The sequence below is a fragment of the Methylorubrum sp. POS3 genome (assembly GCF_043352485.1).
In the GTDB taxonomy this organism is placed as follows: Bacteria; Pseudomonadota; Alphaproteobacteria; order Rhizobiales; family Beijerinckiaceae; genus Methylobacterium; species Methylobacterium suomiense.
Genome location: NZ_JAPRBT010000001.1, coordinates 163,474 through 190,313 on the forward strand (window position 1 = coordinate 163,474; position 26,840 = coordinate 190,313).

The 26,840-nt window shown below is 66.7% G+C and carries 25 protein-coding genes, 1 tRNA gene and 2 pseudogenes; 6 read left to right on the forward strand and 22 right to left on the reverse strand.

Annotated features, from left to right (window positions below; all coding sequences use genetic code 11):
- Positions 1 to 49 precede the first annotated feature (49 nt).
- Together OWC43_RS00800 and OWC43_RS00805 are read left to right on the forward strand one after the other, a co-directional pair.
- Entirely contained in the window at positions 50 to 283 is a 234-nt protein-coding gene (locus OWC43_RS00800; protein WP_393955344.1) for a hypothetical protein, read from the forward strand.
- An 8-nt stretch (positions 284 to 291) separates the two neighbouring features.
- Positions 292 to 1,638 carry a PQQ-dependent sugar dehydrogenase gene (locus OWC43_RS00805; RefSeq protein WP_393955345.1) on the forward strand — a complete coding sequence of 449 codons (1,347 nt, stop codon included), beginning with the start codon at positions 292 to 294 and terminating at the stop codon, positions 1,636 to 1,638.
- 101 nt (positions 1,639 to 1,739) lie between these two features.
- Here OWC43_RS00805 and OWC43_RS00810 read toward each other — a convergent pair whose 3' ends face one another.
- The 12 genes from OWC43_RS00810 to eno all read right to left on the reverse strand — a co-directional run bounded on the left by OWC43_RS00810 (position 1,740) and on the right by eno (position 12,821).
- Entirely contained in the window at positions 1,740 to 2,387 is a 648-nt protein-coding gene (locus tag OWC43_RS00810; protein WP_393955346.1) for a L,D-transpeptidase, read from the reverse strand.
- Between the two features lie 80 nt (positions 2,388 to 2,467).
- Positions 2,468 to 2,677, reverse strand: a complete 210-nt coding sequence (locus OWC43_RS00815) for a hypothetical protein (protein ID WP_137827429.1) — start codon at positions 2,675 to 2,677, stop codon at positions 2,468 to 2,470.
- Between the two features lie 156 nt (positions 2,678 to 2,833).
- On the reverse strand, positions 2,834 to 3,196 hold the full coding sequence (locus OWC43_RS00820; RefSeq protein WP_393955347.1) for a hypothetical protein: 363 nt from the start codon (positions 3,194 to 3,196) through the stop codon (positions 2,834 to 2,836).
- Between the two features lie 205 nt (positions 3,197 to 3,401).
- Positions 3,402 to 3,950 carry a fasciclin domain-containing protein gene (locus tag OWC43_RS00825; RefSeq protein ID WP_137827396.1) on the reverse strand — a complete coding sequence of 183 codons (549 nt, stop codon included), beginning with the start codon at positions 3,948 to 3,950 and terminating at the stop codon, positions 3,402 to 3,404.
- A gap of 215 nt (positions 3,951 to 4,165) precedes the next feature.
- Complete coding sequence (lpdA, locus tag OWC43_RS00830; protein WP_393955348.1) at positions 4,166 to 5,605, reverse strand: dihydrolipoyl dehydrogenase; 1,440 nt, start codon at positions 5,603 to 5,605, stop codon at positions 4,166 to 4,168.
- 148 nt (positions 5,606 to 5,753) lie between these two features.
- Complete coding sequence (locus tag OWC43_RS00835; RefSeq protein WP_393955349.1) at positions 5,754 to 7,175, reverse strand: pyruvate dehydrogenase complex dihydrolipoamide acetyltransferase; 1,422 nt, start codon at positions 7,173 to 7,175, stop codon at positions 5,754 to 5,756.
- A gap of 3 nt (positions 7,176 to 7,178) precedes the next feature.
- A complete protein-coding gene (locus OWC43_RS00840) occupies positions 7,179 to 7,766 on the reverse strand; it encodes a Uma2 family endonuclease (RefSeq protein WP_393955350.1) in 588 nt (195 codons plus the stop codon).
- An 82-nt stretch (positions 7,767 to 7,848) separates the two neighbouring features.
- Complete coding sequence (locus OWC43_RS00845) at positions 7,849 to 8,127, reverse strand: DUF5076 domain-containing protein (protein WP_137827400.1); 279 nt, start codon at positions 8,125 to 8,127, stop codon at positions 7,849 to 7,851.
- Positions 8,128 to 9,576 carry a pyruvate dehydrogenase complex E1 component subunit beta gene (locus OWC43_RS00850; protein WP_393955351.1) on the reverse strand — a complete coding sequence of 483 codons (1,449 nt, stop codon included), beginning with the start codon at positions 9,574 to 9,576 and terminating at the stop codon, positions 8,128 to 8,130.
- 124 nt (positions 9,577 to 9,700) lie between these two features.
- Complete coding sequence (gene pdhA / locus OWC43_RS00855; protein WP_137827402.1) at positions 9,701 to 10,750, reverse strand: pyruvate dehydrogenase (acetyl-transferring) E1 component subunit alpha; 1,050 nt, start codon at positions 10,748 to 10,750, stop codon at positions 9,701 to 9,703.
- Between the two features lie 188 nt (positions 10,751 to 10,938).
- Positions 10,939 to 11,250 carry a septum formation initiator family protein gene (locus tag OWC43_RS00860; protein ID WP_137827403.1) on the reverse strand — a complete coding sequence of 104 codons (312 nt, stop codon included), beginning with the start codon at positions 11,248 to 11,250 and terminating at the stop codon, positions 10,939 to 10,941.
- Between the two features lie 281 nt (positions 11,251 to 11,531).
- Positions 11,532 to 12,821, reverse strand: coding sequence for a phosphopyruvate hydratase (eno, locus tag OWC43_RS00865; RefSeq protein ID WP_393955352.1), 1,290 nt, complete (start codon positions 12,819 to 12,821; stop codon positions 11,532 to 11,534).
- A 268-nt stretch (positions 12,822 to 13,089) separates the two neighbouring features.
- On the opposite strand from eno, the gene queF reads away from it, so the two are divergent.
- Positions 13,090 to 13,551, forward strand: coding sequence for a preQ(1) synthase (gene queF / locus OWC43_RS00870; protein WP_393955353.1), 462 nt, complete (start codon positions 13,090 to 13,092; stop codon positions 13,549 to 13,551).
- A gap of 78 nt (positions 13,552 to 13,629) precedes the next feature.
- On the opposite strand, the gene OWC43_RS00875 is transcribed toward queF, so the two are convergent.
- From OWC43_RS00875 to OWC43_RS00890, 4 genes are all read right to left on the reverse strand, one after another.
- Positions 13,630 to 13,950 carry a hypothetical protein gene (locus tag OWC43_RS00875; protein ID WP_137827406.1) on the reverse strand — a complete coding sequence of 107 codons (321 nt, stop codon included), beginning with the start codon at positions 13,948 to 13,950 and terminating at the stop codon, positions 13,630 to 13,632.
- A 175-nt stretch (positions 13,951 to 14,125) separates the two neighbouring features.
- The gene (kdsA, locus tag OWC43_RS00880) at positions 14,126 to 14,989 is read right to left on the reverse strand and encodes a 3-deoxy-8-phosphooctulonate synthase (RefSeq protein WP_393955354.1); all 864 of its coding nucleotides are present in this window, start codon (positions 14,987 to 14,989) and stop codon (positions 14,126 to 14,128) included.
- Between the two features lie 8 nt (positions 14,990 to 14,997).
- Positions 14,998 to 15,522, reverse strand: a complete 525-nt coding sequence (locus OWC43_RS00885) for a hypothetical protein (RefSeq protein WP_393955355.1) — start codon at positions 15,520 to 15,522, stop codon at positions 14,998 to 15,000.
- 44 nt (positions 15,523 to 15,566) lie between these two features.
- Positions 15,567 to 17,402, reverse strand: a complete 1,836-nt coding sequence (locus tag OWC43_RS00890) for a chloride channel protein (RefSeq protein WP_393955356.1) — start codon at positions 17,400 to 17,402, stop codon at positions 15,567 to 15,569.
- Positions 17,403 to 17,535: 133 nt separating this feature from the next.
- On the opposite strand from OWC43_RS00890, the gene OWC43_RS00895 reads away from it, so the two are divergent.
- A tRNA-His gene (locus OWC43_RS00895) sits at positions 17,536 to 17,612 on the forward strand.
- Between the two features lie 1,789 nt (positions 17,613 to 19,401).
- Here OWC43_RS00895 and OWC43_RS00900 read toward each other — a convergent pair.
- Positions 19,402 to 19,938, reverse strand: a complete 537-nt coding sequence (locus tag OWC43_RS00900) for an FAD-binding protein (RefSeq protein ID WP_393958461.1) — start codon at positions 19,936 to 19,938, stop codon at positions 19,402 to 19,404.
- Positions 19,915 to 20,565, reverse strand: a pseudogene (locus OWC43_RS00905) (cytochrome P450); the annotation flags it as partial. The gene OWC43_RS00900 and the pseudogene OWC43_RS00905, both read right to left, overlap by 24 nt.
- A 161-nt stretch (positions 20,566 to 20,726) precedes the next feature.
- On the opposite strand from OWC43_RS00905, the pseudogene OWC43_RS00910 reads away from it, so the two are divergent.
- Positions 20,727 to 20,897, forward strand: a pseudogene (locus OWC43_RS00910) (transposase); the annotation flags it as partial.
- A gap of 384 nt (positions 20,898 to 21,281) precedes the next feature.
- On the opposite strand, the gene OWC43_RS00915 reads toward OWC43_RS00910, so the two are convergent.
- The 4 genes from OWC43_RS00915 to OWC43_RS00930 all read right to left on the reverse strand — a co-directional run bounded on the left by OWC43_RS00915 (position 21,282) and on the right by OWC43_RS00930 (position 25,022).
- Positions 21,282 to 22,487: a TolC family protein gene (locus OWC43_RS00915; protein WP_393955357.1), complete on the reverse strand. Its 1,206-nt coding sequence runs from the start codon at positions 22,485 to 22,487 to the stop codon at positions 21,282 to 21,284.
- A gap of 384 nt (positions 22,488 to 22,871) precedes the next feature.
- Complete coding sequence (locus OWC43_RS00920; protein ID WP_393955358.1) at positions 22,872 to 23,477, reverse strand: MaoC family dehydratase; 606 nt, start codon at positions 23,475 to 23,477, stop codon at positions 22,872 to 22,874.
- A gap of 13 nt (positions 23,478 to 23,490) precedes the next feature.
- Positions 23,491 to 24,687, reverse strand: coding sequence for a beta-ketoacyl-[acyl-carrier-protein] synthase family protein (locus OWC43_RS00925; protein WP_393955359.1), 1,197 nt, complete (start codon positions 24,685 to 24,687; stop codon positions 23,491 to 23,493).
- Positions 24,684 to 25,022: an acyl carrier protein gene (locus OWC43_RS00930; protein WP_393955360.1), complete on the reverse strand. Its 339-nt coding sequence runs from the start codon at positions 25,020 to 25,022 to the stop codon at positions 24,684 to 24,686. Before OWC43_RS00930 ends, OWC43_RS00925 begins: the two co-directional genes overlap by 4 nt.
- A gap of 537 nt (positions 25,023 to 25,559) precedes the next feature.
- Between OWC43_RS00930 and OWC43_RS00935 the strand changes: the two genes are divergently transcribed.
- Positions 25,560 to 26,498, forward strand: coding sequence for a hypothetical protein (locus OWC43_RS00935; protein WP_393955361.1), 939 nt, complete (start codon positions 25,560 to 25,562; stop codon positions 26,496 to 26,498).
- Positions 26,499 to 26,840: the final 342 nt, after the last annotated feature.

Here is a 26,840-nt window from a genome sequence, read left to right on the forward strand (position 1 = left end):
GCCAGCTTGAGCGTTATGCTCGATTGAGCTCGTTCGGGAAGGATCAGCCATGGACAGGGCCGCGAATACGGACAAATCGAACGTCACCAGCGCGCATGCAGGGGCATTCGACGAGCGGATGCGCGAAGAAGCCGCTGCGGCCGGGCGGGCAGCCCTCGATACGGCGCTCCAACGGTTCACGACCGAGCAGCGCGATGCCTTCTGGAACGCGATCGGCCTCTACTACTCCACACGCAGGCATCCCGGCGCGAACGATGCCGCCACCGTTACTGCGGCGCTCTGAGGCTCTCGATGCGCAAAGCTGCCAAGGTCGGCCTCGCCGCCCTCGTCCTCGCTCTCGCGGGCGGAGCGGCGTTCACCCGCTTCGTGCTGTATCCCGAGAGCGCGACACTCGATTTCGCCGCAGGCACCGGACCGAATCCGACGCTGCCTGCACCGAATCTCACTTTGATGCCCACGGTGAACATTGCCCGCATCGCTCCGTGGATGCAGGGCGCGACACCCAAAGCCGCGCAGGGCCTCACCGTCGCGGCCTTCGCCACCGGCCTCAACCATCCGCGCTGGCCCTATACTCTGCCCAATGGCGATGTGTTGGTGGCTGAGAGCAACGCACCGAAATCCGGCGATAAGAGCACCGGAGTCACGGACTGGGTCGCCGACAGGGTTAAGAGCTTCGCGGGTGCGGGTGTCGACAGCCCGAATCGTATCGTCCTTTTGCGCGACAAGGACGGCGATGGGATCGCCGAGGAGCGCCACATCCTGCTGGGTGGCCTTACCTCGCCCTTCGGCATGGCGCTGGTCGGATCCGACCTCTACATCGCCAATGCCGACGCTCTGGTCCGGGTGCCCTACCGGGAGGGACAGACGACGATCGATGCGACACCGGAAAAGGTCGCGGACCTGCCGTCCGGTATCAACCATCACTGGACCAAGAACGTCATCGCGAGTCCGGACCGCCAGAAGCTGTTCGTCACGGTCGGGTCGAACAGCAATGTCGGCGAGAATGGTCTCGATATCGAGAAGGGTCGGGCAGCGATCTGGGAATACACCATCGCCACGAAGGCGATGCGCGAATACGCGACCGGCCTGCGCAACCCCAACGGTCTCGCCTTCGAGCCGAAGACCGGTGCCCTCTGGACGGCCGTGAATGAGCGCGACGAGATCGGCAGCGATCTCGTGCCCGATTACGTGACCCATGTGCAGGACGGGGGCTTCTACGGCTGGCCCTGGAGCTACTGGGGGCAGCATGCCGATGCGCGGGTTCAGCCTCCGCGACCGGATCTCGTGGCCAAGGCGATCACGCCAGATTACGCGGTCGGCACCCACACCGCTTCGCTCGGCATCGCCTTCTCGTTCGATTCGACGCTGCCGGAAGCCTGGAAGAACGGATTGTTCGTCGCCCAGCACGGTTCGTGGAACCGGCGACCCAAGAGCGGTTACAAGGTGATCTATATACCATTCAAGGACGGGAAACCGGCCGGTGCGCCGGTCGACGTTCTCACCGGCTTCTTGAATGACGATGAGAAGGCTCAAGGCCGGCCCGTCGGCGTCGCCCTCGACAAATCCGGGGCTCTGCTGATCACCGACGATGTCGGGAACGCGGTCTGGCGGGTCAGCGGGGCGACGGCCTCGAATTGAGGCCGACTCCCCTCCTGCGCATCAACAGAACGTCGCCGTGCCGATGCGCAATTGGCGATCCCCTCGATACCGGGTCGAACAGGGTGGGATCGCCATCGGCCTCAGTACAAGTAGCCGTAACCGACCGGTGCCGCCCGGTAGGGATCGCCGAACGGATCGCGGGACGGACGCGCGACCGGTGCATAGAGGTCCTCGTTCGACAGGCTGCCACGGTAGCGCAGCGGGACGCCCTCCCGCGGGCCGTAACCGCGCGCGGACATGCGTCGAACCGAGGGACGAGGCGAGGGTCGGTCCAACTCGGCAACCAGCCGGTCGCCGACACTGCCCTCGATCACCACACGGGTGTTGGCCATCTTCTGCTGCTTCACGAGCGTGAACAACGTCGCGGCGTTGCGCTGGGACAGGCGCACGCAGCCATGCGAGGCGGCACGCCCCAAGCGCCGCGTATGGGTGGTTCCGTGGATGGCGTGGCCGACCTCGGTGAAGAAGATCGCGTGCGGCATGGGCGCGTTGTCCCACTCCCGCGAGAAATGCTTCGCCTCCATTCGGAATGGCCGGTAGCTTCCGTTGGGCGTGTCGTACGCTGCGAGCCCGGTCGAAACGGGCCATGTGTGGCGGGTCTGTCCGTCCACCGCCACGCTCATCCGTTGCGCGTCCTTATCGACACTGATGAGCAGTTCGGCGCGAGCCGCCGAGGCGGAGGCGAGCAGGGCGAGACCTGCGAAAAGGGTGGCCGGGCGCAGGCGCATCGCTCGAAAACTCCCGTTTGATAAGACTTTGGAGAAAGATGCAGCACCGTTTCTCCGCTTCAACCACCCGTCGGTAATCCTCACCTCTCGGCGGCGCTGCGGACATAGCCACGGGAGATCAGACGGCTGTTCTCACGGGCCCGGCGCTCCGCCTCCAGCAGGTCGGACAACGCATCGGTGATGGCGCAGCGCAGCGCGATGTCCGCGTCCCCATGGGATGTATCGAGATAGGCCTGCGCGATCGTCTCGACCGGACATGCAGCCCCGGCAGCGATGGGCTCCTCCAGCATCATGCGCTCGGTGGGGTGACGCTCGGCATTCGGTCTCACGGGCTCGGGCATAGTCAATCTCCGACTCGAATTGAGAACGAAGATAGAACATCCGAGAACGGTTAACGAGACCTTACCGCGATCCGTCGGGCTTGTGGATGATCCTTGCGGCTGACCTCAACGCATCCCGCGCCCGTCGAACGGATCGGTGTCTGCATCGATCAACCCCGGCGCTCCCGCTATCCCGGCTCCCGTCGGTGCGCCGCCTCCGCCTCCGGTTATCCCGATGCCCGGTGATTCAAGGCGGGATAGACCCGGAGCGTTGCTGCCCGTGCCGATCCCCGCTCCCGTGAAGCCGATCGCCCCTGTCGTGAGACCGGTCTCGACATCGGTCGTGAGGCTGGTGCCGGGAATGGTGACGAGGCCGAATGAGCCGCCGCCCCCGCCGAAACTGAGGCCGCCGGGATTGGTCAGCCCATCGGTCCGTGTGGTTTCATCGGCAAATGCTGCGCCCACTGCACCGCTAATGGCAGAGCCCAATCCGCCGGGATCGGCGATACGGGCGTCACGTCGAACGGGCCCAGGCGCCCGGAGCCCGCGTTGTTTTTGAGGCTTCAGTCTGCGAAAATGGGCCGTGAAGCCGAGACGTTCACGGCCCATAGAACTGCACCCCTCTTGCGGTTCTGGCAAACTGCTCAAGGTGCCGCGAGATGCATTCCGCGTATGTCGGAATGCGTCGAGGGTATCAGGGCATCAGCACGCCGTTGATGACGTGGATCACGCCATTCGACTGCATCACGTTGGCGATGGTGACGGTGGCCGTGTTGCCCTTGGCATCGGTGACGTAGACCTTCTTCCCCTTTGTCTCCACCGAGAGCGCGCCGCCATTGACGGTCTTCAGGATCGCCTGCCCGCCGCCCTGCTTGGCGAGGGCCGCGAGGTCCTTGGCCGTGTAGGTGCCGGGGACGACGTGATAGGTGAGAATGCCGGTGAGGGTCGCCTTGTTCTGCGGCTGCACCAGCGACTCGACCGTGCCCGGCGGCAGCTTCGCGAAGGCGGCGTTGGTCGGAGCGAACACGGTGAAGGGACCGGGGCCCGACAGGGTATCGACGAGACCGGCAGCCTTCACGGCGGCGACCAGCGTGGTGTGATCCTTCGAATTGACCGCGTTCTCGACGATCGTCTTGCTGGCATACATCGGCGCACCGCCGACCATCGGGTTCTTGGCGAGCGCCGGAGCCGAGGCCGCGACGAGCGCGAGGCCGAGCGTGAGGCGGATGAGGTTCTTCGACATGCTATCTCCCTGGATACGCACCCCTTCGAAGGGGCGTCGCGGTCTCTACGGAGATGGGAGGTCGAAAAGTTTCAGGCACTTGTGCTGTTCACGCGCCGAAACACCGAAATCGTGACAAACGGCGAGGGTGTTCCCGGAGCGAGCCGGGCCGCGTCCGCTGTTCGATCTGACGTTCCGAACAGCGGCGATTGGCGATCGACCCCGGCGTCACCGGCTCAGGTGTGGATCACCCGACCATACGCGTCGAGCACGCTCTCGTGCATCATCTCGGAGAGTGTCGGATGCGGGAACACCGTGTGCATCAGCTCCTCCTCGGTCGTCTCCAGCGTCATCGCCACGACATATCCCTGGATCAGCTCGGTCACCTCGGCCCCGACCATGTGGGCGCCGAGCAACTGGCCGGTTTTGGCATCGAAGATCGTCTTGATCAGGCCGTCGGGCTCGCCGAGGGCGATGGCCTTGCCATTGCCCGCGAAGGGGAAGCGGCCGACCTTGATCTGGAAGCCGAGATCCTTCGCCTTCGCCTCGGTGAGGCCCACGCTGGCGATCTGCGGCTGGCAATAGGTGCAGCCGGGGATCTTGCCCTTGTCCATCGGGTGCGTGTGAAGCCCCTTGATGGTCTCGATGCAGAGGACGCCTTCGTGCTCGGCCTTGTGGGCGAGCATCGGCGGGCCGGCGACATCACCGATGGCGTAGACGCCGGGCACGTTGGTGCGCCCGAGCCCGTCGGTGACGACGATGCCGCGCTCGATCTTCACCCCGAGCTTTTCGAGTCCGAGATTTTCCAGATTGCCGACCACGCCGACCGCCGAGATCAGCTTCTCGGCCGTCAGGGTTTGGGTTTTGCCCTTGTCGTCCTCGACGGTGGCCGTGACCGTGTCCGAACCCTTCTCGACCTTCGTCACCTTGGCGCCGGTGAGGATCTTGATGCCCTGCTTCTCGAAGCGCTTGCGGGCGAGCCCCGCGATCTCGGCATCCTCGACCGGCAGGATCTGCGGCAGGAGCTCGATCACCGTCACTTCGGCGCCCATGGTGCGGTAGAACGAGGCGAACTCGATCCCGATGGCGCCCGAGCCCATCACCAGAAGGCTTTTGGGCATCGCCTCGGGGACCATGGCCTCGTAATAGGTCCAGATCAGCTTCTTATCGGGCTCGATGCCGGGCAGCACGCGGGGCCGCGCGCCCGTGGCGACGATGATGTGCTTGGCCGCGTAGGTGCCTGCGCCCTTGGCACCCTTGGGCGGCTCGGCGCGCTTGGTTTCCTTCACCGCGACCTTGCCGGGCTCGTTGCCCTTGGGTGCCGCCTCGATCGAGCCCTCACCCCAGATGACGTCGACCTTGTTCTTCTTGAGCAGCATGCCGACGCCGCCGTTGAGCCGGCCGGACACCCCGCGGGAGCGCTTGACGATGGCGGATGCGTCGAAGCTGACGTTGTCGGCCTTCAGCCCGTAATCGGCGGCATGCTGCATGTAATGGTAGATCTCGGCCGAACGCAGCAGGGCCTTGGTCGGGATGCAGCCCCAGTTGAGGCAGATGCCCCCGAGATGCTCGCGATCGACCACCGCGGTCTTGAAGCCGAGTTGCGCCGCACGGATCGCAGTGACGTAACCGCCGGGCCCGGCGCCGATGATGAGGACGTCGTAGGTGTCGGACATACAGGTCTCCGGAGGTTCTCCGCCGCTTTCACGGGGGGAATGAACGGTGGCGGCGGCGCGGAAAGCACCACCGCGATCGATCCCGAACCACCGCGCTCCCGATCCGCCCCTATCGGAGGGGACCGGCGCGCGGCGGTTCGAGTATCGGTCACACCAGCATTCCCATTGGGTTCTCGATCAGGCCCTTGAAGGCCGAGATCAGCTCGGCGCCGAGCGCGCCGTCGAGCACGCGGTGGTCGCACGAGAGGGTACAGGTCATGGCCTGCACCACTGCCGGGGCGCCGTCCTTCACGACGACCCGCTTCTCGCCCGCGCCGACCGCGAGGATGGTCGATTGCGGCGGGTTGATCACCGCGGTGAAGTGCTTGATGCCGAACATGCCGAGATTCGACACGGACGTGACACCGCCCTGATATTCCTCGGGCTTCAGTTTCTTCGCGCGGGCGCGGGCCGCGAAATCTTTCATCTCGCCGGAGATCGTCGAGAGCGTCTTCTGGTCGGCCTTGCGGATCACGGGGGTGAACAGGCCGCCATCGATCGCCACCGCCACGCCGACTTCGGCATGCTTGAAGCGCAGGATGCGGTCCTCGGCCCAGACCGCATTGGCCGCCGGAACGCGGGTGAGCGCGACGCCCATCGCCTTGATGACGAAATCGTTGACCGACAGCTTGAACAGCGGCTTGCCGTCCTTGTCCTTGCCGGCCGAGGCGTTGAGCGTCTCGCGCAGCTTCATCAGCGCGTCGAGCTCGCAATCGACGGTCAGGTAGAAGTGCGGAGCGACCTGCATCGCTTCGGTGAGGCGCTTGGCGATGGTCTTGCGCATCCCGTCGAGCGGCACTTCCTCGTAAGCGCCCTTCTCGTAGAAGGCCTTGACCTGCTCCAGGGTGAGCCCGGCCGGCGCGCCGCCCGCAGGGGCCGCCTTCGGCGCCGGCGCGGGGGCCTTCGCGGCCGGTGCCTCAGCGGCCTTCGGGGCGTCCGCCGGCTTGCTGGCGCCGGCTTTCGCGGTGCCGCCCTCGATCGCCGCCTGCACGTCCTTGGCGATCACCCGGCCATGCGGGCCGGAGCCCTGAACCGCCGCAATGTCGACGCCACCCTGCTTGGCGATACGGCGGGCGAGCGGCGAGGAGAAGACCCGGCCGCCAGCCTCGGCGGGATGGGCCACGCCCCCGGGCTTGGCGCCCTCGGGGGCCGTATCGACCCGGGCATAGGAGGCATGGGCGCCATCGGGCGCCGCGTTCATGTCAGCCGTTCCCTTCGGCTCGACCGGCGCGGTCTTCGCGCCTTCCGCTGCGCCGCCGGTGGGGGCCTGGACGCTGCCGGGGTCTTCGCCCTCCTCCGCAATGAGGGCGATGAGTTCGTTCACCGGCACGTCGGCCGTGCCCTCCGCCACGAGAATCTTGGCGAGCACACCCTCATCGACCGCCTCGACTTCCATGGTGGCCTTGTCGGTCTCGATCTCGGCGATCACGTCGCCGGACTTGATCGCGTCGCCCTCCTTCTTCAGCCACTTGGCGAGGTTGCCCTTCTCCATGGTCGGCGAGAGGGCGGGCATCAGGACGTTGATCGGCATGTCTCAGGCCTCGGGCGAAGCAAAGGGCGGATCGAAGGGAAACAGGTCGTCGAGCGGAAACGGAACCGCATCGAAAGGCGGGGCGGCGACGGTCTCGCCGCGCCCCACGGTGGCGGTCAGGAGCCACTGGCCTGCGGTGAGGGCGAAGCTTTCGAGGACGCCGTCCGCGAGATCGAGCAGCCAAAGATAGGAAATTCCGGCCTCGGCGTAGAGGCGCCGCTTCGGCCCGCGGTCGAGCCGGGCGGTCGACGGTGACAGGATCTCACAGATCCAGTCCGGCGGCGTGGCAATGAAGGCGGTCTCGATTTCGACCGGCATGCGCTCCCGGCGCCAAGCCGCGAGATCGGGCACCACGACATCAGACCCGAGATGGAGTTCGGGTTCGACCATGAAAATCCAGCCGCCCGGCCCGCCGCGCCCGTAACGGAACGGTCCGCCAAGGAGCGTGCCGAGGTCCGACGCTGCCGTGAGATGCCGAGGGCGCGGCCTCGGATGCGTCTCCAGTACCCCGTCGACGATCTCGGCCACGAGATGGTCGGGCACAGCCGCGAGATCGGCGTAGGTGGCGCGGCGCGTGGCAGCCTCGGCCATGGTCACGGCCTCCGCTGTGCCGGCACGTCGAGAGGACGGAGGATTGCGTCGGGACGGTCCATCGCGTCGCCTCGGCCCGCCGCTAGTTGAGGGTGTTGCCGGGATCGAGGCCCTCGGCCTCCCAACCGGCGCGGATGCGCTCGAAGGCCTCTTCCTCGGACATGTCGGCTTCCAGCGCGTAGGCGCGGGCAGCCTGGCGGGCGAGGTCGATCAGAAGCCGGCCCCAGGTGGCGGGATCGTCGAAGGCGCGCCGGAGCGCGACGCTCACGGCACCGTCGACGATGGAAGCCCGCACGATCTCGATCCCGCCCTGTTCCAGGGCGTCAGGCGGGATCTCCAATGCTTCGAACTTGTCCGACATTTACTTGTAGCACACGGCTTTGACCGCCTCGATCACTTCGGCCACGTTGGGCAGGGCCAACTTCTCAAGGTTTGCCGCGTAGGGCATCGGCACGTCCTTGCCGGTCACCCGCAGGACCGGAGCGTCGAGATAGTCGAAAGCATCGACCATCAGGCGCGCGGCGATCTCGGCGCCGATGCCGGATTGCGGGAAACCCTCTTCCACGGTGACGCACCGGCCGGTCTTCTTCACGGACTCGACGATCGTGTCGGAATCCATGGGGCGGATGGTGCGCAGGTCGATGACCTCGGCCTCGATCCCCTCCTCCGCCAGGGCCTGAGCCGCCTTGAGAGCGTAGGTCATGCCGATGGAGAAGGAGACGATGGTGACATCCGTGCCAGGCCGGTGGATGCGCGCCTTGCCGATCGGCAGGACGAGGTCGTCGATCTTCGGGACCGGGAAGGACTGGCCGTACAGGATCTCGTTTTCGAGGAAGATCACCGGGTTCGGGTCGCGGATCGCGGCCTTGAGCAGACCCTTGGCATCGGAGGCGGTGTAGGGCGCAATGACCTTGAGGCCGGGGACGTTCGAGTACCAGGCGGCGTAATCGTGGCTGTGCTGGGCGCCGACGCGGGCCGCCGCGCCGTTGGGGCCGCGGAACACGATTGGGCAGCCGAGCTGGCCTCCGGACATGTAGAGGGTCTTGGCCGCCGAGTTGATGATGTGGTCGATCGCCTGCATGGCGAAGTTGAAGGTCATAAACTCGACGATGGGCTTCAAGCCCATGAACGCCGCGCCGACGCCGATGCCGGCGAAACCGTGCTCGGTGATCGGCGTATCGACGACCCGCCTGGCGCCGAATTCCTGAAGGAGCCCCTGCGTGATCTTGTAGGCGCCCTGGTACTCGGCGACTTCCTCGCCCATGACGAACACCTTGTAGTCGCGGCGCATCTCCTCGGCCATGGCGTCGCGCAGGGCTTCGCGCACGCTTTGGGTCTCCATCGGCGAGTCCGGCGGGAACTCGTCCATGACGGGGGCCGCGGCGGTGTTCTTGATGACGGCCGGAGCAGCCGGCGCGCGCGGGGCGTCGTCCCCCGTCTTCGCCTGGGGGGCGGGCTTGTCCGCCATGCCTTCGGCCTGCATGTCCGGCGTCGGGGCGGGCGCGCCGCTATCGGCACCGTTGGGCTTGGATTGGCCGCCGCTGGCTGCTGCGGCCGAAACGTCCTCGCCCTCGGCGGCGATGATGGCGATCGGCGTGTTGACCGCCACGTTCTCGGTCCCGTCCGGTACGAGGATCTTGGCGAGCACACCCTCGTCGATCGCCTCAACCTCCATGGTCGCCTTGTCGGTCTCGATCTCGGCGAGAACGTCGCCGGATTTGACCGCGTCGCCCTCCTTCTTGAGCCACTTGGCGAGCTTTCCCTCCTCCATGGTCGGAGAGAGGGCGGGCATCAGGATGTCGGTCGCCATGGCGCTGCTCTATCGATCCTTCGTCCGGGACGGAGAGGCGGATTCCGCGCGTCCCGCGGGCTCCCGCCGGCGGAGCGAAATCGGCCCCGTGCCGCGGGAGTTCTGCGAGGTGGTGTGACGCGCCTCAGGCGCGGGCTTCGAGGAGGATGTCGGTCCAGAGCTCGGACGGATCGGGCTCGGGATCGTGGGTCGCGAAATCGGCGGATTCGTTGACGATCTCGCGGACCTTGGCGTCGATGCCCTTGAGGTCTGCCTCCGGCACGCCGTGCGCCTCGATCAGGCGCTTGCGCACCATCTCGATCGGGTCGTGCTCGTCGCGCATCTTCGAGACTTCGTCCTTGGTCCGGTATTTGGCCGGATCGGACATGGAGTGGCCGCGATAGCGGTAGGTCTGCATCTCGAGGATGTAGGGCCCCTCCCCCGAGCGGGCATGCTGGATGGCGCGGGCTGCCGCCTCGCGGACCGTGCGCACGTCCATGCCGTCGACCTGCTCCCCGGGAATGCCGAAGGAGAGACCGCGCTTTGAGAAGTCGGTCTGCGCCGAGGCGCGGGCAACCGAAGTTCCCATCGCGTAGCGGTTGTTCTCGATGACGTAGACCACCGGCAGCTTCCAGAGGGCCGCCATGTTGAAGCTCTCGTAGACCTGGCCCTGATTGGCCGCGCCGTCGCCCATATAGGTGAAGCTGACTTTGCCGTTCTTCAGATAGGCGTCGGCGAAAGCGAGCCCGGTGCCGAGGGAAACCTGGGCGCCGACGATACCGTGGCCGCCGAAGAACTGCTTCTCGCGGCTGAACATGTGCATCGAGCCGCCCTTGCCGCGGGAATATCCGCCCCGGCGTCCGGTCAGCTCGGCCATCACGCCCTTGGCCTCCATGCCGCAGGCCAGCATGTGGCCGTGGTCGCGGTAGCCGGTGATGTTTTGGTCGCCGTCTTCGCCGGCCATCTGCATGCCGACGACGACCGCCTCCTGACCAATGTACAAGTGACAGAAGCCGCCGATCAGGCCCATACCGTAGAGCTGACCCGCCTTCTCCTCGAACCGGCGGATGAGAAGCATCTCCCGGTAGGCGTGGAGATCCTCGTCCTTCGTGAATTGCGGGATATTCGGTGCGGGCCGGTGCTGGGGCGCGTCCGCGCTCGCGACGGGTTTGCCCGCCTCGTTGCCTGCATCCATCGGCGATCTCCCGAACTCGATCCGTTGGTTCGGGTTCTAGGACAGCCACCTACGGAAAGCGAGGGTAGAACTGACACCAGAGGTAGGCTGTCACTGCGACGCTTGAAGCCATGCCGACTAAGCAAGGATAAGCTTAGAAAGTGTCGTTTTTTGACAAGACAAGATCGCGGTTCAGATCAGGTCTCATCTCAAGGGTCGATGATTACCAGATCATTGGCATGGACGCGGCCGAGCACCACGCGCGCGCGCTCTTCGAGGAGATCGCGGTCGATCTGCTCGCTGCGCAGCAGGGAGACGCGATGCTCCCAGGTCGACCGTTCGGCCTTCGCGGCGCTCAGTTCCTGGGTGAGGCCGTACGCCTCGATCTTGAGGGCTCGCTTCGCTTCCAGGCCGCGGCTGCCGCTCTCCGCCTGATGCACGAAGTAGCCGACGACGAGTGCGGAGACCGTCCAGAGGACGGCGGGGACGACGATGGCGCGGACGCGGCGACGGATGACCATGGCGCAGGAAGCTTCACCCGATCAGGGTGAAGAAAGCGTTTCCAAAAAGCCCGAACTTCGTGCCTGCCCTCCATAAGGGGGGGCCTGGATCTTCGGTTCCGTCAGTGGATCGGATGGTCGAAGCGGATGCGCCTTGCCCCCGTTCCGAATGCGTTTCCGGGCGACTGGAACGAGCTGCCAAGTGCTCTGCGAAGGAGCGGATACGGTTCGAAACCGCGTTGTACCGACAATCGAAACTTGGCGAGGCCGCTTTCGGCGGCCCCGCCTTGCACCGGTGTCGATCAGCGACCGGCAAGCTGCCGGATCGCGCCGCGCCCGGCATAGAGCGCCTGGGCGCCGAGGCCCTCCTCGATGCGGATCAGCTGATTGTACTTGGCCAGTCTGTCCGAACGAGCGAGGGAGCCGGTCTTGATCTGCCCGCAATTGGTCGCGACCGCGAGATCGGCGATGGTCGAATCCTCGGTCTCGCCGGAGCGATGGGACATCACGGCCGTGTACCCAGCACGCTGGGCCATATCGACGGCGGCCAGCGTCTCGGTGAGCGAGCCGATCTGATTGACCTTCACGAGGATCGAGTTGCCGGTGCCCGACTCGATGCCGCGCGACAGACGTTCCACATTGGTGACGAACAGGTCGTCGCCCACCAGCTGAACGCGGCTGCCGATCCGGTCGGTCAGGAGCTTCCACCCCTCCCAATCGTCCTCCGCCATACCGTCCTCGATCGAGAGGATCGGGTAGGCCTCCGTCAGCTTGGCCAAGTATTCGACCTGTTGCTCGATGGAGCGGGTCTGGCCCTCGCCCTCATAATGGTAGGCGCCGTTCTTGAAGAACTCGGTCGAGGCGCAGTCCAGCGCCAGCACGATGTCGGACCCCGGCTTGAAGCCGGCGGCCTGAACCGACTCCATGACGAAATCGAGGGCGGCCTCGGCCGACGGCAGATTCGGGGCGAAGCCACCCTCGTCGCCGACATTGGTGTTGTGCCCGGCCTTCTTCAGCGCGCTCTTGAGCGTGTGGAAGATTTCCGCACCCATCCGCACGGCCTCGGACAGGGAGGCGGCGCCGACCGGCATCACCATGAATTCTTGGAAGTCGATCGGGTTGTCGGCATGGGCACCGCCGTTGACGATGTTCATCATCGGCACGGGCAGCACGCGGCCCTGAACGCCGCCGACGTAACGGTAGAGGGGGAGACCCGCCGTCTCGGCCGCAGCCTTGGCGACGGCGAGCGAGACGCCGAGAATGGCGTTGGCGCCCAGCCGCGCCTTGTTGGGTGTGCCGTCGAGGGCGATCATCGCCTCATCGATCGCGACCTGATCCTCGGCATCCATGCCGCCGATCGCGTCGAGGATCTCGGTCTGCACTGCCTCGACCGCCTTGAGGACGCCCTTGCCGTTGTAGCGACCCTTGTCACCGTCACGCAGCTCGACCGCCTCGTGCGCGCCGGTCGAGGCGCCAGAGGGCACCGCTGCACGGCCGAAGGAGCCATCCTCCAACAGCACATCGACCTCGACGGTGGGATTGCCCCGGCTGTCGAGAATCTCGCGGGCGGCGATGTTGGTGATCGCAGTCATGGGCGCTCCTTCGGTTGCGTCGCGGCGCGCCGTCCGCACGGGCTCCGGGCCCGACGCATCGGCGACGCTCTCCGAGGCGGGCTTATCGGCCAAGCGACCGACGCGGGCAAGCGCCTGCAAGCTTTGGCAAGCACTTGGCGGCCTCAACCCATCCGTTGCAGCGCCAGTGCGATCCACAAGCTTTTGTGAGCGAGCCGGCCGACCGTGGAACGCCTGCCATTCGTCAGCCGCCTAGGCGAAACCCGAGGCCCGGGCGTATAGCGCCTGTATGAGCGACATCGAAGCCCACGCCAAACAACTCGGCCGGCAGACACCGTTGCCCGACTCACCGGAAGCGGCGCAGCTCGATCGTGTGCCGAACCCGCACGCCGATACCGATTATGTGGCGCGCTTCACCGCGCCCGAATTCACGTCCCTCTGTCCGGTCACGGGCCAGCCGGACTTCGCCACCCTGGTGATCGACTACGTACCGGATCGCTGGCTCGTCGAATCGAAGTCCTTGAAGCTCTATCTCGGCGCGTTCCGGAATCACGGCGCCTTCCACGAAGATTGCACGGTCGGCATCGGCCGCCGGCTCGCGGGCCTGCTCGAACCGCGCTGGCTGCGGATCGGCGGCTACTGGTATCCGCGGGGCGGCATCCCGATCGACGTGTTCTGGCAGACCGGGGCGCCCCTCCCGAATGTCTGGCTCCCGGATCAGGGCGTCGCCCCCTATCGTGGACGCGGCTGACTCTTCGGCACCGTTGCTTGAAACGATAAGGGGCGGCCGATTTTTCGGCCGCCCCTTAATCTCTAAATCCGTGACGGCTCAGTAGCCGTCGTAGCCGTAGGCCGGACGCTGATAGCCATAGCCGTAGGCGGGACGCCGATAGCCATCGCGGTAATAGGCGTCACGAGCAGCACCGGCGGCGATCGCACCGGCCGCGAGACCGGCAATACCGAGGCCGACGGCAGCCCCCGTGCCGATGCCACGACGGCGACCACCATAGTAGGCGCCGCGTCCGTAACCGCCACCGTAATAGCCGCCGTGATGGTGGCCGTAGCCGCGCCCCGGACGCGCATCGGCCGACGTGGCGGTCAGCGTGCCGACGGAAATGAGGGCGGCGGTGACAAGTGCAAGCTTACGCATAAGATCCTCTCCGATCTGCCGACGAATTGACGGTAGAAACGTTCAGCTTGGCCGAATGTTCCTGAGCGCCCTGACGGCTTTCGAGCCTGATCCGCATTCTCGCTTCTTGGATGGGATCCGAAAAATTAACCAAGACGACCTGAAGCTAACCTACAACCGCGGTTGACAGCGTCGCTCAATCCTTGCCGCCAGCACGCTTGGTGATCCGGTCATACGCCATCAACTCCTCGATGAGCTGGGGCATACGGTGCAACGGCACCATGTTCGGTCCATCCGAGGGCGCCCGGTCAGGATCGGGATGGGTTTCGATGAAGACGCCTGCGACGCCGACCGCCACGGCGGCCCGTGCCAGCACACTGACGAATTCCCGTTGCCCGCCGGAGGTTGTGCCTTGGCCCCCGGGCTGTTGCACCGAATGGGTCGCATCGAACACCACCGGTGCGCCTCCAGTGACCTGAGCCATGATCGGCAGCGCGCGCATGTCGGAAACGAGGGTGTTGTAGCCGAAGGAGGCGCCGCGCTCGGTGACGATCACGTTCGGGTTGCCCGCCTCGGTCACCTTGGCGGCCACATGCTTCATGTCCCACGGGGCGAGGAACTGCCCCTTCTTGACGTTGACGATCCGTCCCGTCCGTGCAGCCGCCAGCAACAGATCGGTCTGACGGCAGAGAAAGGCCGGAATTTGCAGGACATCGACCGCCTGCGCCGCGCGGGCGCATTGTTCGGCTTCGTGCACGTCGGTCAGCACCGGTAATCCCAGGGTCTCGCGAATCTCTGCGAAGACCGGCAGCGCCTCATCGAGGCCGACGCCGCGCGCCGTCGCCCCGGACGTGCGGTTTGCCTTGTCGAAGGAGGATTTGAAGACGAGGCCAATGCCGAGGCCCTGCGCCATTTCCTTCAGAGCGGCGGCGATTTCGAGGGCATGGTTGCGCCCCTCCAGCTGGCAGGGCCCAGCGATCAGCGCCAGCGGCAGGTGATTGGCGAAGGCGACATCGCCGGCACGGACGACGGCGCCTGGGGAAAGATCGGTCTCGGTCATGCCGCCATTTAGCCCGCCGTCGCCTCGGCGGGAAGGCCGGCCTTGCGGCGCAGGCGCTCTCGATTTCCCTGCGGTCGGTCCGCCGCGACCCGACAGAGCGTCCCGAGACCGAAACCGTCCGGGCGGTCTCCAGGATCGCAGCGGATCACCGCGCCACCGACCCGCCCGACCTGCGGCTCCCCCGTCAGCAGGCTGTCCTGATGCAACTGCCGGCTCAGGGTCTCAACCGCCGCCTCCGGCGCCCCCGTCAGCGCGCGCGCGGCCTGCCCGATCAGCACGAAAGTGGCACCCGGCGGCTCGCGGTCGGCGGAGCGGAACAGCAAGGTGCGGGGTGATGCGCATTGGAGGCGGAACCGCTCGGCATCCGCGGCGCGGAACACGACCAACGGGCCGATGCGCCCCACCAGAGAAGCCCCGGTCGCGCGGATCAACCGAACGGTGAGGGCATCGCAGGCATCCGCGCGCGCCGGAGGGGCCAGCAGGAGGGCGGCGAGGCCGGCAGCAAAACCGGCGACAAGGGCGCGCACAGACATGGCTCTCCTCATAACACGGCCCGAAATGCGAAACGAAATCACCGTCACGCAGTCTCACCGAGCATGGCGCGCCGTTGGCGGTCGAGCTCGTCGCTGTAGCGCTTGAGCGTATGGCTCTCGGTCAGAAGCCCGATCACGTGACGGTTCTCCGCGCTGTCCAGGACCGCCAACGCTTCGCTTTCCGCCCCGTCGAAGGCCTCGGCCGCCTGCTTGGCGCTCATGTCGGCCAGAAGGAAGGCGTCGGTGTCGCGGGCGATATCGGAGAGGTGCGCGGGCTCCCCTAGGCCGATCACTGCCGCATGAGCATGAGCCTCCGGAACGAGAACGATGCCGGCATAGCGTCCGAATTGATCCACCAGCACGACCCGGGAGGGTGAGCCGAGGGGATGCGCTCTCAGAAAGGTCGCCATCGGCGTATCGAGGGAGACCGGCCGAATATCCCGCCGCATCATCCGCCCCACCGTCAGGCTGCGCATCCAGCCGATATCGTGGGCGCTGCGGATCGATTCGCCGCGCAGATGGAAGCGCCACGTCGCGAAGGAGTAGCCGAAGGTTTTGCGCACGGTGAGCGAGGACGCGATCACCGCCGCGAGCACGAGCGCTGTGACCGGGAAGCTGCCGGTCATCTCGAGCGCCAGGAAGGTCATGGTGAGGGGGCCGCCGACGATGGCCGCCGCGAAGGCGCTCATGCCGACCACGGCGTAGCCGATCGGGGCGAGACCGAAATCGGCGAAGTCCGGCCAGACCAAGGGTGCGATCTGGGCGAACAGGCGCCCGACCAGCGCCCCGAGGAACAGCGAGGTGAAGAACAGGCCGCCGCGAAACCCGGAGCCGATCGACACTGCCGAGGCGGCGGCCTTCGCCGCGATCAGGCCTGCGAGAGCGGTCACCGTCAGCGAAGTCTCGGGTGCTAGATGAAGATGGAGCGCACCATGGCCGCCGGAGAGAACCTGCGGTGTGGTCACCCAGGCGAGAAGCCCGACGCAGAGGCCCCCGAGGGCCGGCCGCAGCGGCACCGGTAGGCGCGTCGCCCGTACACCATGCTCCACCCATGTGACCCCGCGCATGAGCGCCACCGCCAATCCGGCGCAGACCAAGCCGAGCAGGAGGCAGGGGAGCGTGTCCGCGGCGCCAAGGGCGGTTCCTTTGCCGAGGGCCAGAGCGCCCACATCGATCAGCGCCGGGTTCGGTGCGAGTGCCCGCGCCACCAGGCTGCCGCACAAGGCCGCGACCACCACCGGGGCGAGCGACGCGATCGTGTAGGTGCCGATGACGAGTTCGTAGGCGTAGAAGGCCCCGGTGAGAGGCGAGCCGAAGGCGGCGGCGATCGCCGCGGCCGATCCGCAACCGACGAGAGTCCGCAGATCGGAGCGGCGCATCTCGAAGGCGGAACCGAGCCGAGAGGCGATGCCCGCGGCGACTTGCGTATAGCCGGCCTCCAGCCCGACCGATGCGCCGCATCCGTTCGAGACGATGTTCTGTGCGGCGACCTCGCCAGAATCGCGCAGGGACATCCGCCCGCCATGGAGAGCATTGGCCTCGATCGGGTCGATGGCGGCCCGCCGCTTGCGGCCATGCCCGATCGCGAGGATCAGCACACCCAGGACGAGCCCGCCCAGGGCCGGTCCCAGGAAGGGGAAGCCCAACACGGCATCCGTCGGCAGCCTGGCGAGGCTGCTGAGGCGTTCCCCGGCCGGTAGGCGGTACAGGATCTCCCGCAGTGTCTGCGCGGCAGCGCTCATTCCGGCGACGGCGAGACCGCCGAGACATCCCGTCACCGCAGCGAGGAGAACGAGGGCGATCTCGCTGCCCCGCACCCACCCGCGCAGCCGTACCGGTACGAGCCGACCCATGCCGGCGAACGGGCGGAGCGCACGCATCAAAGGGGCGAGAGCGCGAGGTCAGTCATGCTCTGGCGGTCTAGCATCCGCACGCCGCGGGCGCGATGCGGGGGAGAACGATGTGAGAAGCGCTTGAAATGCCGCGAGGCTCGCGATAAGTCCCCCCTCGCGTGCCGCCGTAGCTCAGTTGGTTAGAGCACTAGATTGTGGATCTAGGGGTCCCCCGTTCGAGCCGGGGCGGTGGTACCATCCATTTCAACGACCGAACCGGGGTCTGGCCGATGGGTCAGGCCCCGATTGCGTTTCGGTTGCTCTCTGTTTGATGCCGCGATGTCAGGCAGCAGCGCTCGCATGCGATCATCCCACGATCGGGAAGTTTCGGCCGAAGCGTTTTCGACCGCGGGACGCATGACCTCTGCAAAAGCGTCGTGGGTTCCCACGACGATCGCTGCAATCACAGTCCGACAAAGGGGAGTGGCGTCGGGCTGAGCTGCGGGATTTGTCCAGTGACTCCGGCACCGCGCGGGCGGACATCCGTGACCAATCGAATTTGATGAACCAAGGACCGCCTGTGTCGGGCGGCAAGCCGTCGGCTCCCCTCCACCCATTGCCCAGAACCGGCAGGCTCGCCATCCTCCATCCGCCCATCGGCGCACGTGCGGATGAAGCGCCGGACGAGGACGCCATACACGGTTAAGCGGCATTCGATAGACTCTCAATCGTTGATTGGGAGAACGAGATGCGGGTTGTGGTTGCGTTCGGCGTTCTTGTCGCGGTTTCGAGCATGTCGGGGACTTCTGAAGCCCGCGGCCTGCGCCTTGGGGCTCTGTGGGGCGCTCGCAATGCCGCGACGTCGCGCGCGGTCACCGTGACGCCGCTTGCCCGGCCGACCTACGTTCCCGTCATCCGCGCTCACCGAGACCTTACACCAATCGGTGCGCCCGGTGAGCGAGGTGGGGATCGGTCGCTCGACGCCTATCGAAGCTCTGCCGCAGATGCGACGGATGGCTCGGGTGCAGTCCCTCCGTCCCAAACGTCGCAGATTGCCCCGGTACCTGCCCCGCCCTGGTGTACGAGTCGGAAGGTTGTCGGGGGCTTTTGCGTCATCAACTGACGATCAAGAATCCGGGGATGATGATGGCAGATGCTCCTGTCCTCTCCGATCGGAGAGCCCGTCAACCGGTCGAGCCCCCTCCCCTCGCGGATCGCAGTCGACACCCGCGGCGCCGATCGTGAGCCTCGGGAAGCAGGCTGTTGACACGCCGATCGCACCCCCCTATACGGCGGCTCCCGACGCGGTGCCGAGACAAACCGGCCCGCCCGGAAAGACTAAACGAAGACGACGGCAAGATACGAACGGCACAAGCCGAGTTAAATTGCCGGTTGACTTTGAAAAAGATGTTCGGATATACGGACATCGCTCTTTGACAAGTTGATATCGAGAAAGAGAAACGTGGGCGGCTTGTTCAAGTCCTTGCGGGTCCGGCTGAGAGGCTGGACCGTAAGAGATGAAGCTGTCTAACGTTTCGGAAAGCTCACCGTGCCTTGAGCGGAAACGCTTGGGCTAAAGCAGCTCGATCTCCGGCGCCACTCGGTGCGCTCGCCCCGATCCCGAGGGATCTGCGTTTCCACACGGCCTCGGTGGGGAGCGGTCCCTAGCCCTTCGCACAGAAGCGGACGCTCCGCGTCCAACTCGACTCTACCGTTACGAAAGCTCCAACAGATGCTTAAAAGCAGTCGTATGAAGTACCTCCGTTTTGGTGGACATCACTCTATCGACGAAGCTGGCCCCTTGAGGGGGATGAGCCAGTGTCCGCGAAAGGTGCAGGCCGCGTGGTGATCGGGGTATGGCCCACGCGGCCTGCTGGCTGAATTTCCGTCGAGAAGGAAACGTCGAAAATTTAGCGTCTGCTCGGCGTGCAAGCGACCCGCGCGTACTGGGACGACCGGTCACCCGACCTCCAGAGGGACAGTGCGGATCTGCTTCACGCTCAATGCTCGGCATCGAAGGCTGGCAGTCGCTGACGTCGCTTGTCCATTAAGCCGCGCGGGCCGCGGCACGTCCGGCCTGGCGGCCGCTGAATAGGCAACCGCCCAGGAATGTGCCTTCCAACGACCGGTACCCGTGCACGCCCCCGCCGCCGAATCCCGATGCCTCGCCCGCCGCGTATAGGCCGGGCATGATCGCGCCATTTTGCCCGAACACCCGCCCGTCGAGGTCAGTTTCGAACCCGCCCAGCGTCTTCCGAGTCAGGATGTTCAGACGCACCGCGATCAGCGGTCCGTGAGCTGGGTCGAGGAGCTCATGGGACTTGGCGGTGCGAACGAGCTTATCGCCGAGCGACTTGCGGGCGTTGTGGATGCCCATCACCTGCGCGTCCTTGCAGAATGGGTTCGCCATCTCTCGATCCCGGGCCACAATCTCGGCACGGATGCCATCGAGGGAGAGGCGGTCGTTGTCGACGAGCGCGTTCATGCCCGCGACGAGATCGTCCAGGTTCAGCGTGAGGGTCTCGGCGACCTCCAGCTTGTAGCCCGGATCGGCCATGGTCAGGCCGAAGCGCTGCAGGATCATAGAGAGCACGAGCTGCGCTTCCTGGAGGGCGAAGCCGCGCCCGATGCAGGAGCGCATGCCGTTGCCGAAGGGCTTCCAGGCGTTCGGGGGCAGCGTCTGTGCGGTCTCCGGGGCGAAGCGCTCGGGCCGGAACGCCTCGGGTTCGTCCCAGACTGCCGGGTCGCGGTGCAGCATCGGCGTGAGGACGAACAGGGTGTCCTCCGGCGTGACCGGATAGCGGCCCGCCAGGGTGGTCGGCTCCTTCGGGGCGAGCGCGAAGGCGGGGGCGGTCGGCCACAGCCGCAGGGACTCCTGCAGGATCTGCTCCACGTAGCGCAGCTTCGACAGGTCCTCGACCTGCGGACGCTCGCCGCCGAGCACCTCATCCACGATGCCGCGCGCCTTCTCCAGGACCTTGGGGTTCTTCAGCAGCAGGTACAGGGCGAAGGACAGGAGCCCGCTCGTGGTCTCGTGACCCGCGATCAGGAAGGTCACCATCTGGTAGCGGATGTTCTCGTCCGACAGCCCCTCGCCGGTCTCCGGGTCGCGTCCTTCCAGCATCAGGTTGAGGAGGTCGTGGCGCGAGGCGGCGCCCGGAGCCGGTAGGCGCTGAACCGCTACTTTCCACCCGCCTATGACCTCTCGCAAGTCTGCTTGTCAGCGACTCATCGGCCTGGAACGGCCGAACATGGCAGTTTGCACTCGAGCGGTTCACAGTTGCCGGGGCGCGGATAGCGTACCTTTGACCTGACCGGCTGGCTTTGGACCGGGCTGATTGAGAGGATCAGCCAGGACCGAAGGAGCTGGGCATGGAGCGAGGTCAGAAGACGGGTGCGGAGCAGGTCGTGCTGAAGCTGCGCCAGATCGAGGTGCAGACGGCCCAGGGCAAGAGTTTGGCGCTGGCCTGCAAAGAGGCCGAGATCTCCGAGCAAAGCTACTATCGCTGGCGCAAGGAGTACGGCGGCCTGCAGGTCGATCAACCGGCACTGGACTGGGCTGGCGCGGGGTCGGCGTGCGGGGGATAGGCCAAACCAACGGAGCTTTTCCGACCCACCGCAAACCTTCGCACCGGCTGCTCCGCGCTTCTCTGTCCGCCCTCACACCGCAATGGCAGTAGGTTTAGGCAAGGGTCGTGAATTCGAATCCCGTTACTCCGACCACTTCAAACCGAAGGGCCGGAACGGCTTTGAGGCACGGCTTGGGATGTTTTCGCCGCCGCTCTTGTCAGCAGGGTGTTCATCGCCGACCGGCGGAATCGCTGCGAACCAAATCGGCGGTGCCGCTATCCGCGGCCGTCGCGTAGGATCTCACGTGCTTCACAGGCTGTGTCAGGCAGACTGAGCGTCGCGATCGGCAAGGATAAGTCACACCCGCAGGCGGTTCATCGCTGCGGCGAGGGCGTAGGTGGCCCGATCGCGGGCGAATTCCAAGTTGATCTTGGCGATGCGCGCCTCGGCGAGTTCGGCCACCGTGTTGAGCACGTCGATGGTGGTCATCGCGCCGAGCCGCAATTCCATCTGTCGGCCCTGCACGGCGCGGGCAATCTTGCGCACGCGCTGCTCGGCTTGGCCCACCTGCTGAATCGTCGAGCGGCGCTGGTGGAAGGCGGCGGTGACCTGGGCGAGCAGCGCGCGCTCCAGGTCGAGCGCCTCGTAGTCCTTCTGGCGCGCCCATGCGTGCTCGCGCGACAGGTTCGAGAAGGAACCTGGCTGATAGATCGGGATCAGCGCTTGGAGCAGCGTGGTGGTGTCCTTCACGTGGTAGGGCGTGTTGGAGACGACGCCGCGCCGCGACTGGGTGAAGACGAGATTGAGCTGGGGCGAGAATTGCGCATAGGCCGCCCTTGCCGTGAAGGCGGCGGAATCGGCGTTGAGTCTCGCGGCAATCAGCTTCGGGTTATTGCCGAGCAGGATACCGCGCAGTTCCTCGGCCGTACCCGGCAGGAGGCTATTGGGCACCAGCGGAAGCTGACTCGGATTCGCGCCCGGGCCCGCCAGCCGCAACAGTTCGATCTCGGAGACCGTCAGGGCGGCGCGCGCTTGTTCGAGCGCCCCCTTGGCGGCGATCACCCGCGATTCGGCGAGCGCCGCCTCGGCGTTGGTTGCGTCGTTGACCGACCGGCGCAGGGCGACGCTGCGGGCGACCTTCTCGACGTCGGCGAGCCCCGCCTCGCGCAGTCGCACGATGGCACGGTCGCGCAAAACAGCGAGGTAGGCGCTCGCGGTGTCGAGCAGGATCTGCTGGGCCTTGTCGTCCTGAAGGCCCCGGCCCGCCGCCGCGGCGCTGCGGGCGGCCTGCATGTCGTTGAAGCGCTTCAGCCCGTCATAGAGGGGCATGGTGAGTTGGAAGCCCTCGCTGTGCGGCTGGCGGCGGGCCAGCGTGTCGGTCCTGCTCGGGGCCAAGGGATCGGTGAAGAGGTCGGGCGTGTAGGTGATCTTGCTGTCGAGCCGGTGGTTGAAGGCGTAGCCGACAGTCGGCAGGAAGGCCTCGTAGCTGCCCCGGAGCTTCGCCTCCATGCCGGCCTGACGCTCGTCATCCGCCATGCGGTCGAAACTGGTGCGAAGGGCCATGCCCATCACCGCCTCAATGGGTTCGGGCCGAGCGGGGGATGCCCACAGCGCCAGGATCCCGGCGCCGACCCCGATCGCCGCGGCCCTCCGTCCGAGCCGGCCGCGCGATCCCGATCCTGTTCCCCTCGATGCCGCGGCCATGCGGAGATCCGACCCGTTCGCGCCCCATCGCGCGGTCGGATTTATCAATCATCGATCGAGGTTAATTGGGTGTGAAGCGCGGAAAGACTGCACAAAACGGGGATGCTTTGATGCAGGGTAATAAGCGGTCAGCCCAGCACCCGCATCAAGTGGAACAGTCACCGCGCGGTCTCGGGATAACCGCCCTGAGCACGCGCACCGCGCGGCCGGCAGCGCGGCGAGGGCGCTTGCCGGGCTTCTCGATCAAGTGGAATTTTCTGGCTCGGCCAGCACCAGCATCAGGGTCAAATCGGCGGCGAGCACCGAACGAACCGCCTCACCCGCCTCGGCCTCGACACTGGCCGCGAGGCGCAACGCTGCCTTGCCCTCGGGCAGGGCAGTGACGCTGGTGAGCGTAAAGGCGCCGCGCAGGCGCGTGCCCGATGGCACGGGGGCGAGGAAGCGCACCCGGTCCGCGCCGAGGTTGAGCACGGCCCGGATGCAGGGATGCGCCGGGAGGGCCTCGCCCGCGGCAGCGCCGAGGATCGACAGGGTCAGGTAGCCGTGCGCCACCGTCCCGCCATACGGCGTCTCGGCGGCCGCGCGCACCGGATCGACATGGACGAACTGGTGGTCGCCGGTGGCCTGCGCGAACAGGTCGATCCGCGCCTGATCGATCAGGGTCCAGGCGGAGGTGCCGATCCGCGTGCCGACCCGCTCGCGCAGGGCCGCCAGGAAGGCGGTCGGCCCCGGCGGGGGGAGGGCGGCCGCGGGCAAGGGGGCGGGCAAGGGGGCGGGCAAGGGGGCGGGCAAGGGGGCGGGCAGGGGGGCGGGCGAGTCTGCGTGCAGCAGGATGGGGGAGGCGCTCATCGGCTCGGTCGGCTCAGTTCAATCGACGAAGGATCAGGCTCGCGTTCAGCCCGCCGAAGGCGAAGGAATTCGACATCGCCGCCGGGATCGCCATGCCCCGCGCCGTCAGGGGAATCGCGTCGAGGGCGAGTTCGGGATCGGGGTCGTCGAGGCCGGCGGTCGGCGGAGCGAGCGCGCGGCGCATGGCGAGCACGGTGGCGACCGCCTCCAGCCCACCCGCTGCGCCCAGGCTATGGCCCGTCGAGCCTTTGATGGAGGAGGTCGGTGGCAGGGCGCCCGCCCCGAACACGTCGCGCATCGCCTGGACCTCGGTGAAGTCGTTGGCGCGGGTGCCCGTGCCGTGGGCGTTCACGTAGGCGATCTCGGCGGGCGAGAGGCCCGCATCCTGAAGCGCCGCGCGCATCGCCCGGGCCATGCCGTCCGCGGTCGGCGCGACGATGTCGCCCGCATCCGCCCCCGAGCCGAAGCCCGCGACCGCCACGTCGGGCCGCAGCCCGCGGGCCCGGGCATGCGCTTCGCGCTCCAGCACCAGCACGCCGGCGCCTTCGGCCACGACGAGCCCGTCCCGATCGCGGGAGAAGGGTCGGCAGCCGGTGCGGCTCATGATCTTCATGGCGTTCCAGGCGAGCAGCGTGCCGCGCGACAGCGGCGCCTCGGTCCCGCCGGTGATCGCCACGTCGACCGCGCCGCTGCGCACGAGGGCCGCCGCCACGCCGATCGCGTGGGTTGCCGAAGCGCAGGCGCTGGCCACGACGAAACAGGGGCCTTGCGCCCCGTAGGCGATCGACACCCAGCTCGCCGAGGAACTGCCCATCGCCCGCGGCACGGAGAAGGGATGCGGGCGCTTGCCCTGCGCGAACAGGCGTTCGTACTGGACATCGAGACTGGTAAGCCCGCCTCCGCCGTTGCCGAGCACCACCGCGACGCGCTCCGGCGCAACCGTGCCCGGCACGAGCCCGGCCTGCGTGAGCGCCTGCCCGGCGGCGGCCACCGCCAGGACGGCGTTGCGGTCACAGGCCGCCGGCAACGGGATCGGCAGATCGGCGAAGGTGCTGCCTTCCTCGACCGCGCCGACGATCACGCCGGAATCCGGCAGGGCCGCCGCCGGAACGAAGGCCGGACGGCCCGCGATGAGGTTTGCCCAGAACGTCTCGACGTCGAGGGCGCCGGGGGCCGCGACCCCCAGCCCGGACACGACGACGGTACTCACGCCGCCCGCGCCTTGGATGCGAGGGACGCGTGAATCATTTGGACGACATCACCGAAGTTCATCTCGCTAACAGGGCGAGAATTGGCGTTGAAGTTGATCTCGACGCCGAAGCGTTCTTCGATCTCGAAGACGATCTCGACGAGGTCGAGGGAGTCGACCTGTGCTTCTTCCATGGTCGTCTGCGCGGTCCAGGCCGCGTCAGGGCTCTTCAGATACTTTCGCATGATCGCCAAGAGGCCCGCCTCTACATCTTCTTCTCCATGAGCGGAAGGCATGGAAATACCTGTATTGGTGAGGGCGTTATTGGTGGTATCGGGAGTGATAGCGACAGTCATGACTGCTCCTCGCGGTGACAATGCGAGTGTCATAACCGGAACACGCCTTTGCAAGTGGTTTATCAGATTTTAATCAATCAATGTGCAGCTTGGTAAATGAATTAAACAGACTATCGGTGGAAAATTGAGTCTACGCAGTTCGCAACACTTGATCAGAGGGGATCGAAAGTCCAGTTTTGCGTCGTGGTCAGCAGATGGCCGCCCGGCGGAGCGAGGGCTGCGCCGGCGTGACAAGGAAGATTTTCATGACGAAGCTCGATCTCTCGACCCTGAAGACCGTTTCCGGCGGCACCAACAGCTCTTCGAGCTCGTCCGATCACGGCAACCATCACCACCACAAGAGCAACAGCAAGGACAAGTCGTAAGCCCTCAGGCTCGTCCTGATCGCCCCGGACGCATCGTACGGGGCCCCGCCCACGGCGTACGCTCGTGCGCCATGGGCGCCAGCAGGCCGGCCTCCGCCCTATCGGTGGCCGCGCATCGCCTCATCCCCGTGTTGGTCCCAGCCAAGCGCCCCGCCATGGGCCGAGCGCTGCCATGATCGAGGTCACCCGCAAGCAGGCCTTCGTCGCGGGCCTGCCGTTGCCGGCGCGCCGGCGCGTGTTGCGAGCCTCCTGGCGGGCGCGGCGCATCTTGCCGGGGACCCTGCAGGGGTCTGGTCGCATGGGCATCGATACGGTGCTGGAGCGGACCCTGCGCGTGTCGCGCGCGGAAAGTCTGCGCCTCGATGCCGAGGCCGTTTTCTCCGACAATCTTGTTGAGCTCGAATGGCTGGCGCTGCTCAACCGTTCGCACGACGACATCCGTGACGACCTGCGCCATGTGCGCATCCCCGATCAGGGTCTGATCGAGCGCGTGGCCGCGAGCGGCCGGCCGGTCATCCTCGCGCCGCTGCATATGGGCTGCTTCGCGCTGCCCTTCGCGGGCCTGATCCATGCGGTCTTCCGCGGGCGGCGGATGCTGATCCTGCGCGCCCGCGAGGACCATGCGATCGATACGCAGGTGATGCAGCGCATCAACGAGGCGGGCGTGGAAATGCGCTTCCTCAACGTGCGCCACAAGCAGGACTTCATCGATGCGATCCGCTTCGCTCGCTCCGGCTCGGTGATCGTCTCCTTCCTCGATCTGCCGGCGAGCTACGGTGTGGCCGCGGACACGACCTTGTTCGGACGTCCGGCCCGCCTCGCCATGGGCATCGACGGCCTCGCCCGCCTTACCGAGGGGACGGTGCTCCCGTTGTGCGTCACCTCCGATGTCCAGGGCGACACGGTCCATGTCGGCCAGCCCTTCGAGGTGGCCGACAATTCAGTCGAGACCAAGCGCCGCGTCACCGAGGACGTACGCCGTCACATCGAGGCCTCCGTGCTGCGCGCCCCCCAGCAATGGTACATGTGGCCGCGCTTGGACGAATTTCTGAGTGACGCGCCCGACCCGGTTCACGATCGCTCGGCCGGCGAGAGCGGAGCCGCGGCATGACGCCGGCCGACACGCCCGACACGCCCCCGCCCGAAGCGGCACACGACACGCCCCAGGGCGGCCCCGCCTCGCCCGAGAGCCCGGTCCAGACGATCCCCGCCGCGCGCGTGCTGGAGACGATCGACCTGCGGCAGGACCGCAGCGCGACGGTCTCGGCGCTGCTCGTCGTGGTCACCGTCGTCGCGGTGGGTGCGGGCCTGTGGTTCGGACGCTTCGCCCAGACCGAGAGCGTGCGCGGGTACGTCGCCGCGACCGGCGGCTTCGCGCGCCTCGACGCCCCGCGCTCCGGCGTGATCTCGCGCATCGATGTGAGTCAGGGCGCCGCCGTGCGGGCGGGCCAGA

Coding starts and splice junctions, on each gene's coding strand:
- OWC43_RS00800 (WP_393955344.1), top strand. CDS start 50: ATGGACAGGGCCGCGAATACGGACAAATCGAACGTCACCAGCGCGCAT.
- OWC43_RS00805 (WP_393955345.1), top strand. CDS start 292: ATGCGCAAAGCTGCCAAGGTCGGCCTCGCCGCCCTCGTCCTCGCTCTC.
- OWC43_RS00810 (WP_393955346.1), bottom strand. CDS start 2,387: ATGCGCCTGCGCCCGGCCACCCTTTTCGCAGGTCTCGCCCTGCTCGCC.
- OWC43_RS00815 (WP_137827429.1), bottom strand. CDS start 2,677: ATGCTGGAGGAGCCCATCGCTGCCGGGGCTGCATGTCCGGTCGAGACG.
- OWC43_RS00825 (WP_137827396.1), bottom strand. CDS start 3,950: ATGTCGAAGAACCTCATCCGCCTCACGCTCGGCCTCGCGCTCGTCGCG.
- lpdA (WP_393955348.1), bottom strand. CDS start 5,605: ATGTCCGACACCTACGACGTCCTCATCATCGGCGCCGGGCCCGGCGGT.
- OWC43_RS00835 (WP_393955349.1), bottom strand. CDS start 7,175: ATGCCGATCAACGTCCTGATGCCCGCCCTCTCGCCGACCATGGAGAAG.
- OWC43_RS00840 (WP_393955350.1), bottom strand. CDS start 7,766: ATGGCCGAGGCTGCCACGCGCCGCGCCACCTACGCCGATCTCGCGGCT.
- OWC43_RS00845 (WP_137827400.1), bottom strand. CDS start 8,127: ATGTCGGACAAGTTCGAAGCATTGGAGATCCCGCCTGACGCCCTGGAA.
- OWC43_RS00850 (WP_393955351.1), bottom strand. CDS start 9,576: ATGGCGACCGACATCCTGATGCCCGCCCTCTCTCCGACCATGGAGGAG.
- pdhA (WP_137827402.1), bottom strand. CDS start 10,750: ATGGATGCAGGCAACGAGGCGGGCAAACCCGTCGCGAGCGCGGACGCG.
- OWC43_RS00860 (WP_137827403.1), bottom strand. CDS start 11,250: ATGGTCATCCGTCGCCGCGTCCGCGCCATCGTCGTCCCCGCCGTCCTC.
- eno (WP_393955352.1), bottom strand. CDS start 12,821: ATGACTGCGATCACCAACATCGCCGCCCGCGAGATTCTCGACAGCCGG.
- queF (WP_393955353.1), top strand. CDS start 13,090: ATGAGCGACATCGAAGCCCACGCCAAACAACTCGGCCGGCAGACACCG.
- OWC43_RS00875 (WP_137827406.1), bottom strand. CDS start 13,950: ATGCGTAAGCTTGCACTTGTCACCGCCGCCCTCATTTCCGTCGGCACG.
- kdsA (WP_393955354.1), bottom strand. CDS start 14,989: ATGACCGAGACCGATCTTTCCCCAGGCGCCGTCGTCCGTGCCGGCGAT.
- OWC43_RS00885 (WP_393955355.1), bottom strand. CDS start 15,522: ATGTCTGTGCGCGCCCTTGTCGCCGGTTTTGCTGCCGGCCTCGCCGCC.
- OWC43_RS00890 (WP_393955356.1), bottom strand. CDS start 17,402: ATGCGTGCGCTCCGCCCGTTCGCCGGCATGGGTCGGCTCGTACCGGTA.
- OWC43_RS00900 (WP_393958461.1), bottom strand. CDS start 19,938: ATGATCCTGCAGCGCTTCGGCCTGACCATGGCCGATCCGGGCTACAAG.
- OWC43_RS00915 (WP_393955357.1), bottom strand. CDS start 22,487: ATGGCCCTTCGCACCAGTTTCGACCGCATGGCGGATGACGAGCGTCAG.
- OWC43_RS00920 (WP_393955358.1), bottom strand. CDS start 23,477: ATGAGCGCCTCCCCCATCCTGCTGCACGCAGACTCGCCCGCCCCCCTG.
- OWC43_RS00930 (WP_393955360.1), bottom strand. CDS start 25,022: ATGACTGTCGCTATCACTCCCGATACCACCAATAACGCCCTCACCAAT.
- OWC43_RS00935 (WP_393955361.1), top strand. CDS start 25,560: ATGATCGAGGTCACCCGCAAGCAGGCCTTCGTCGCGGGCCTGCCGTTG.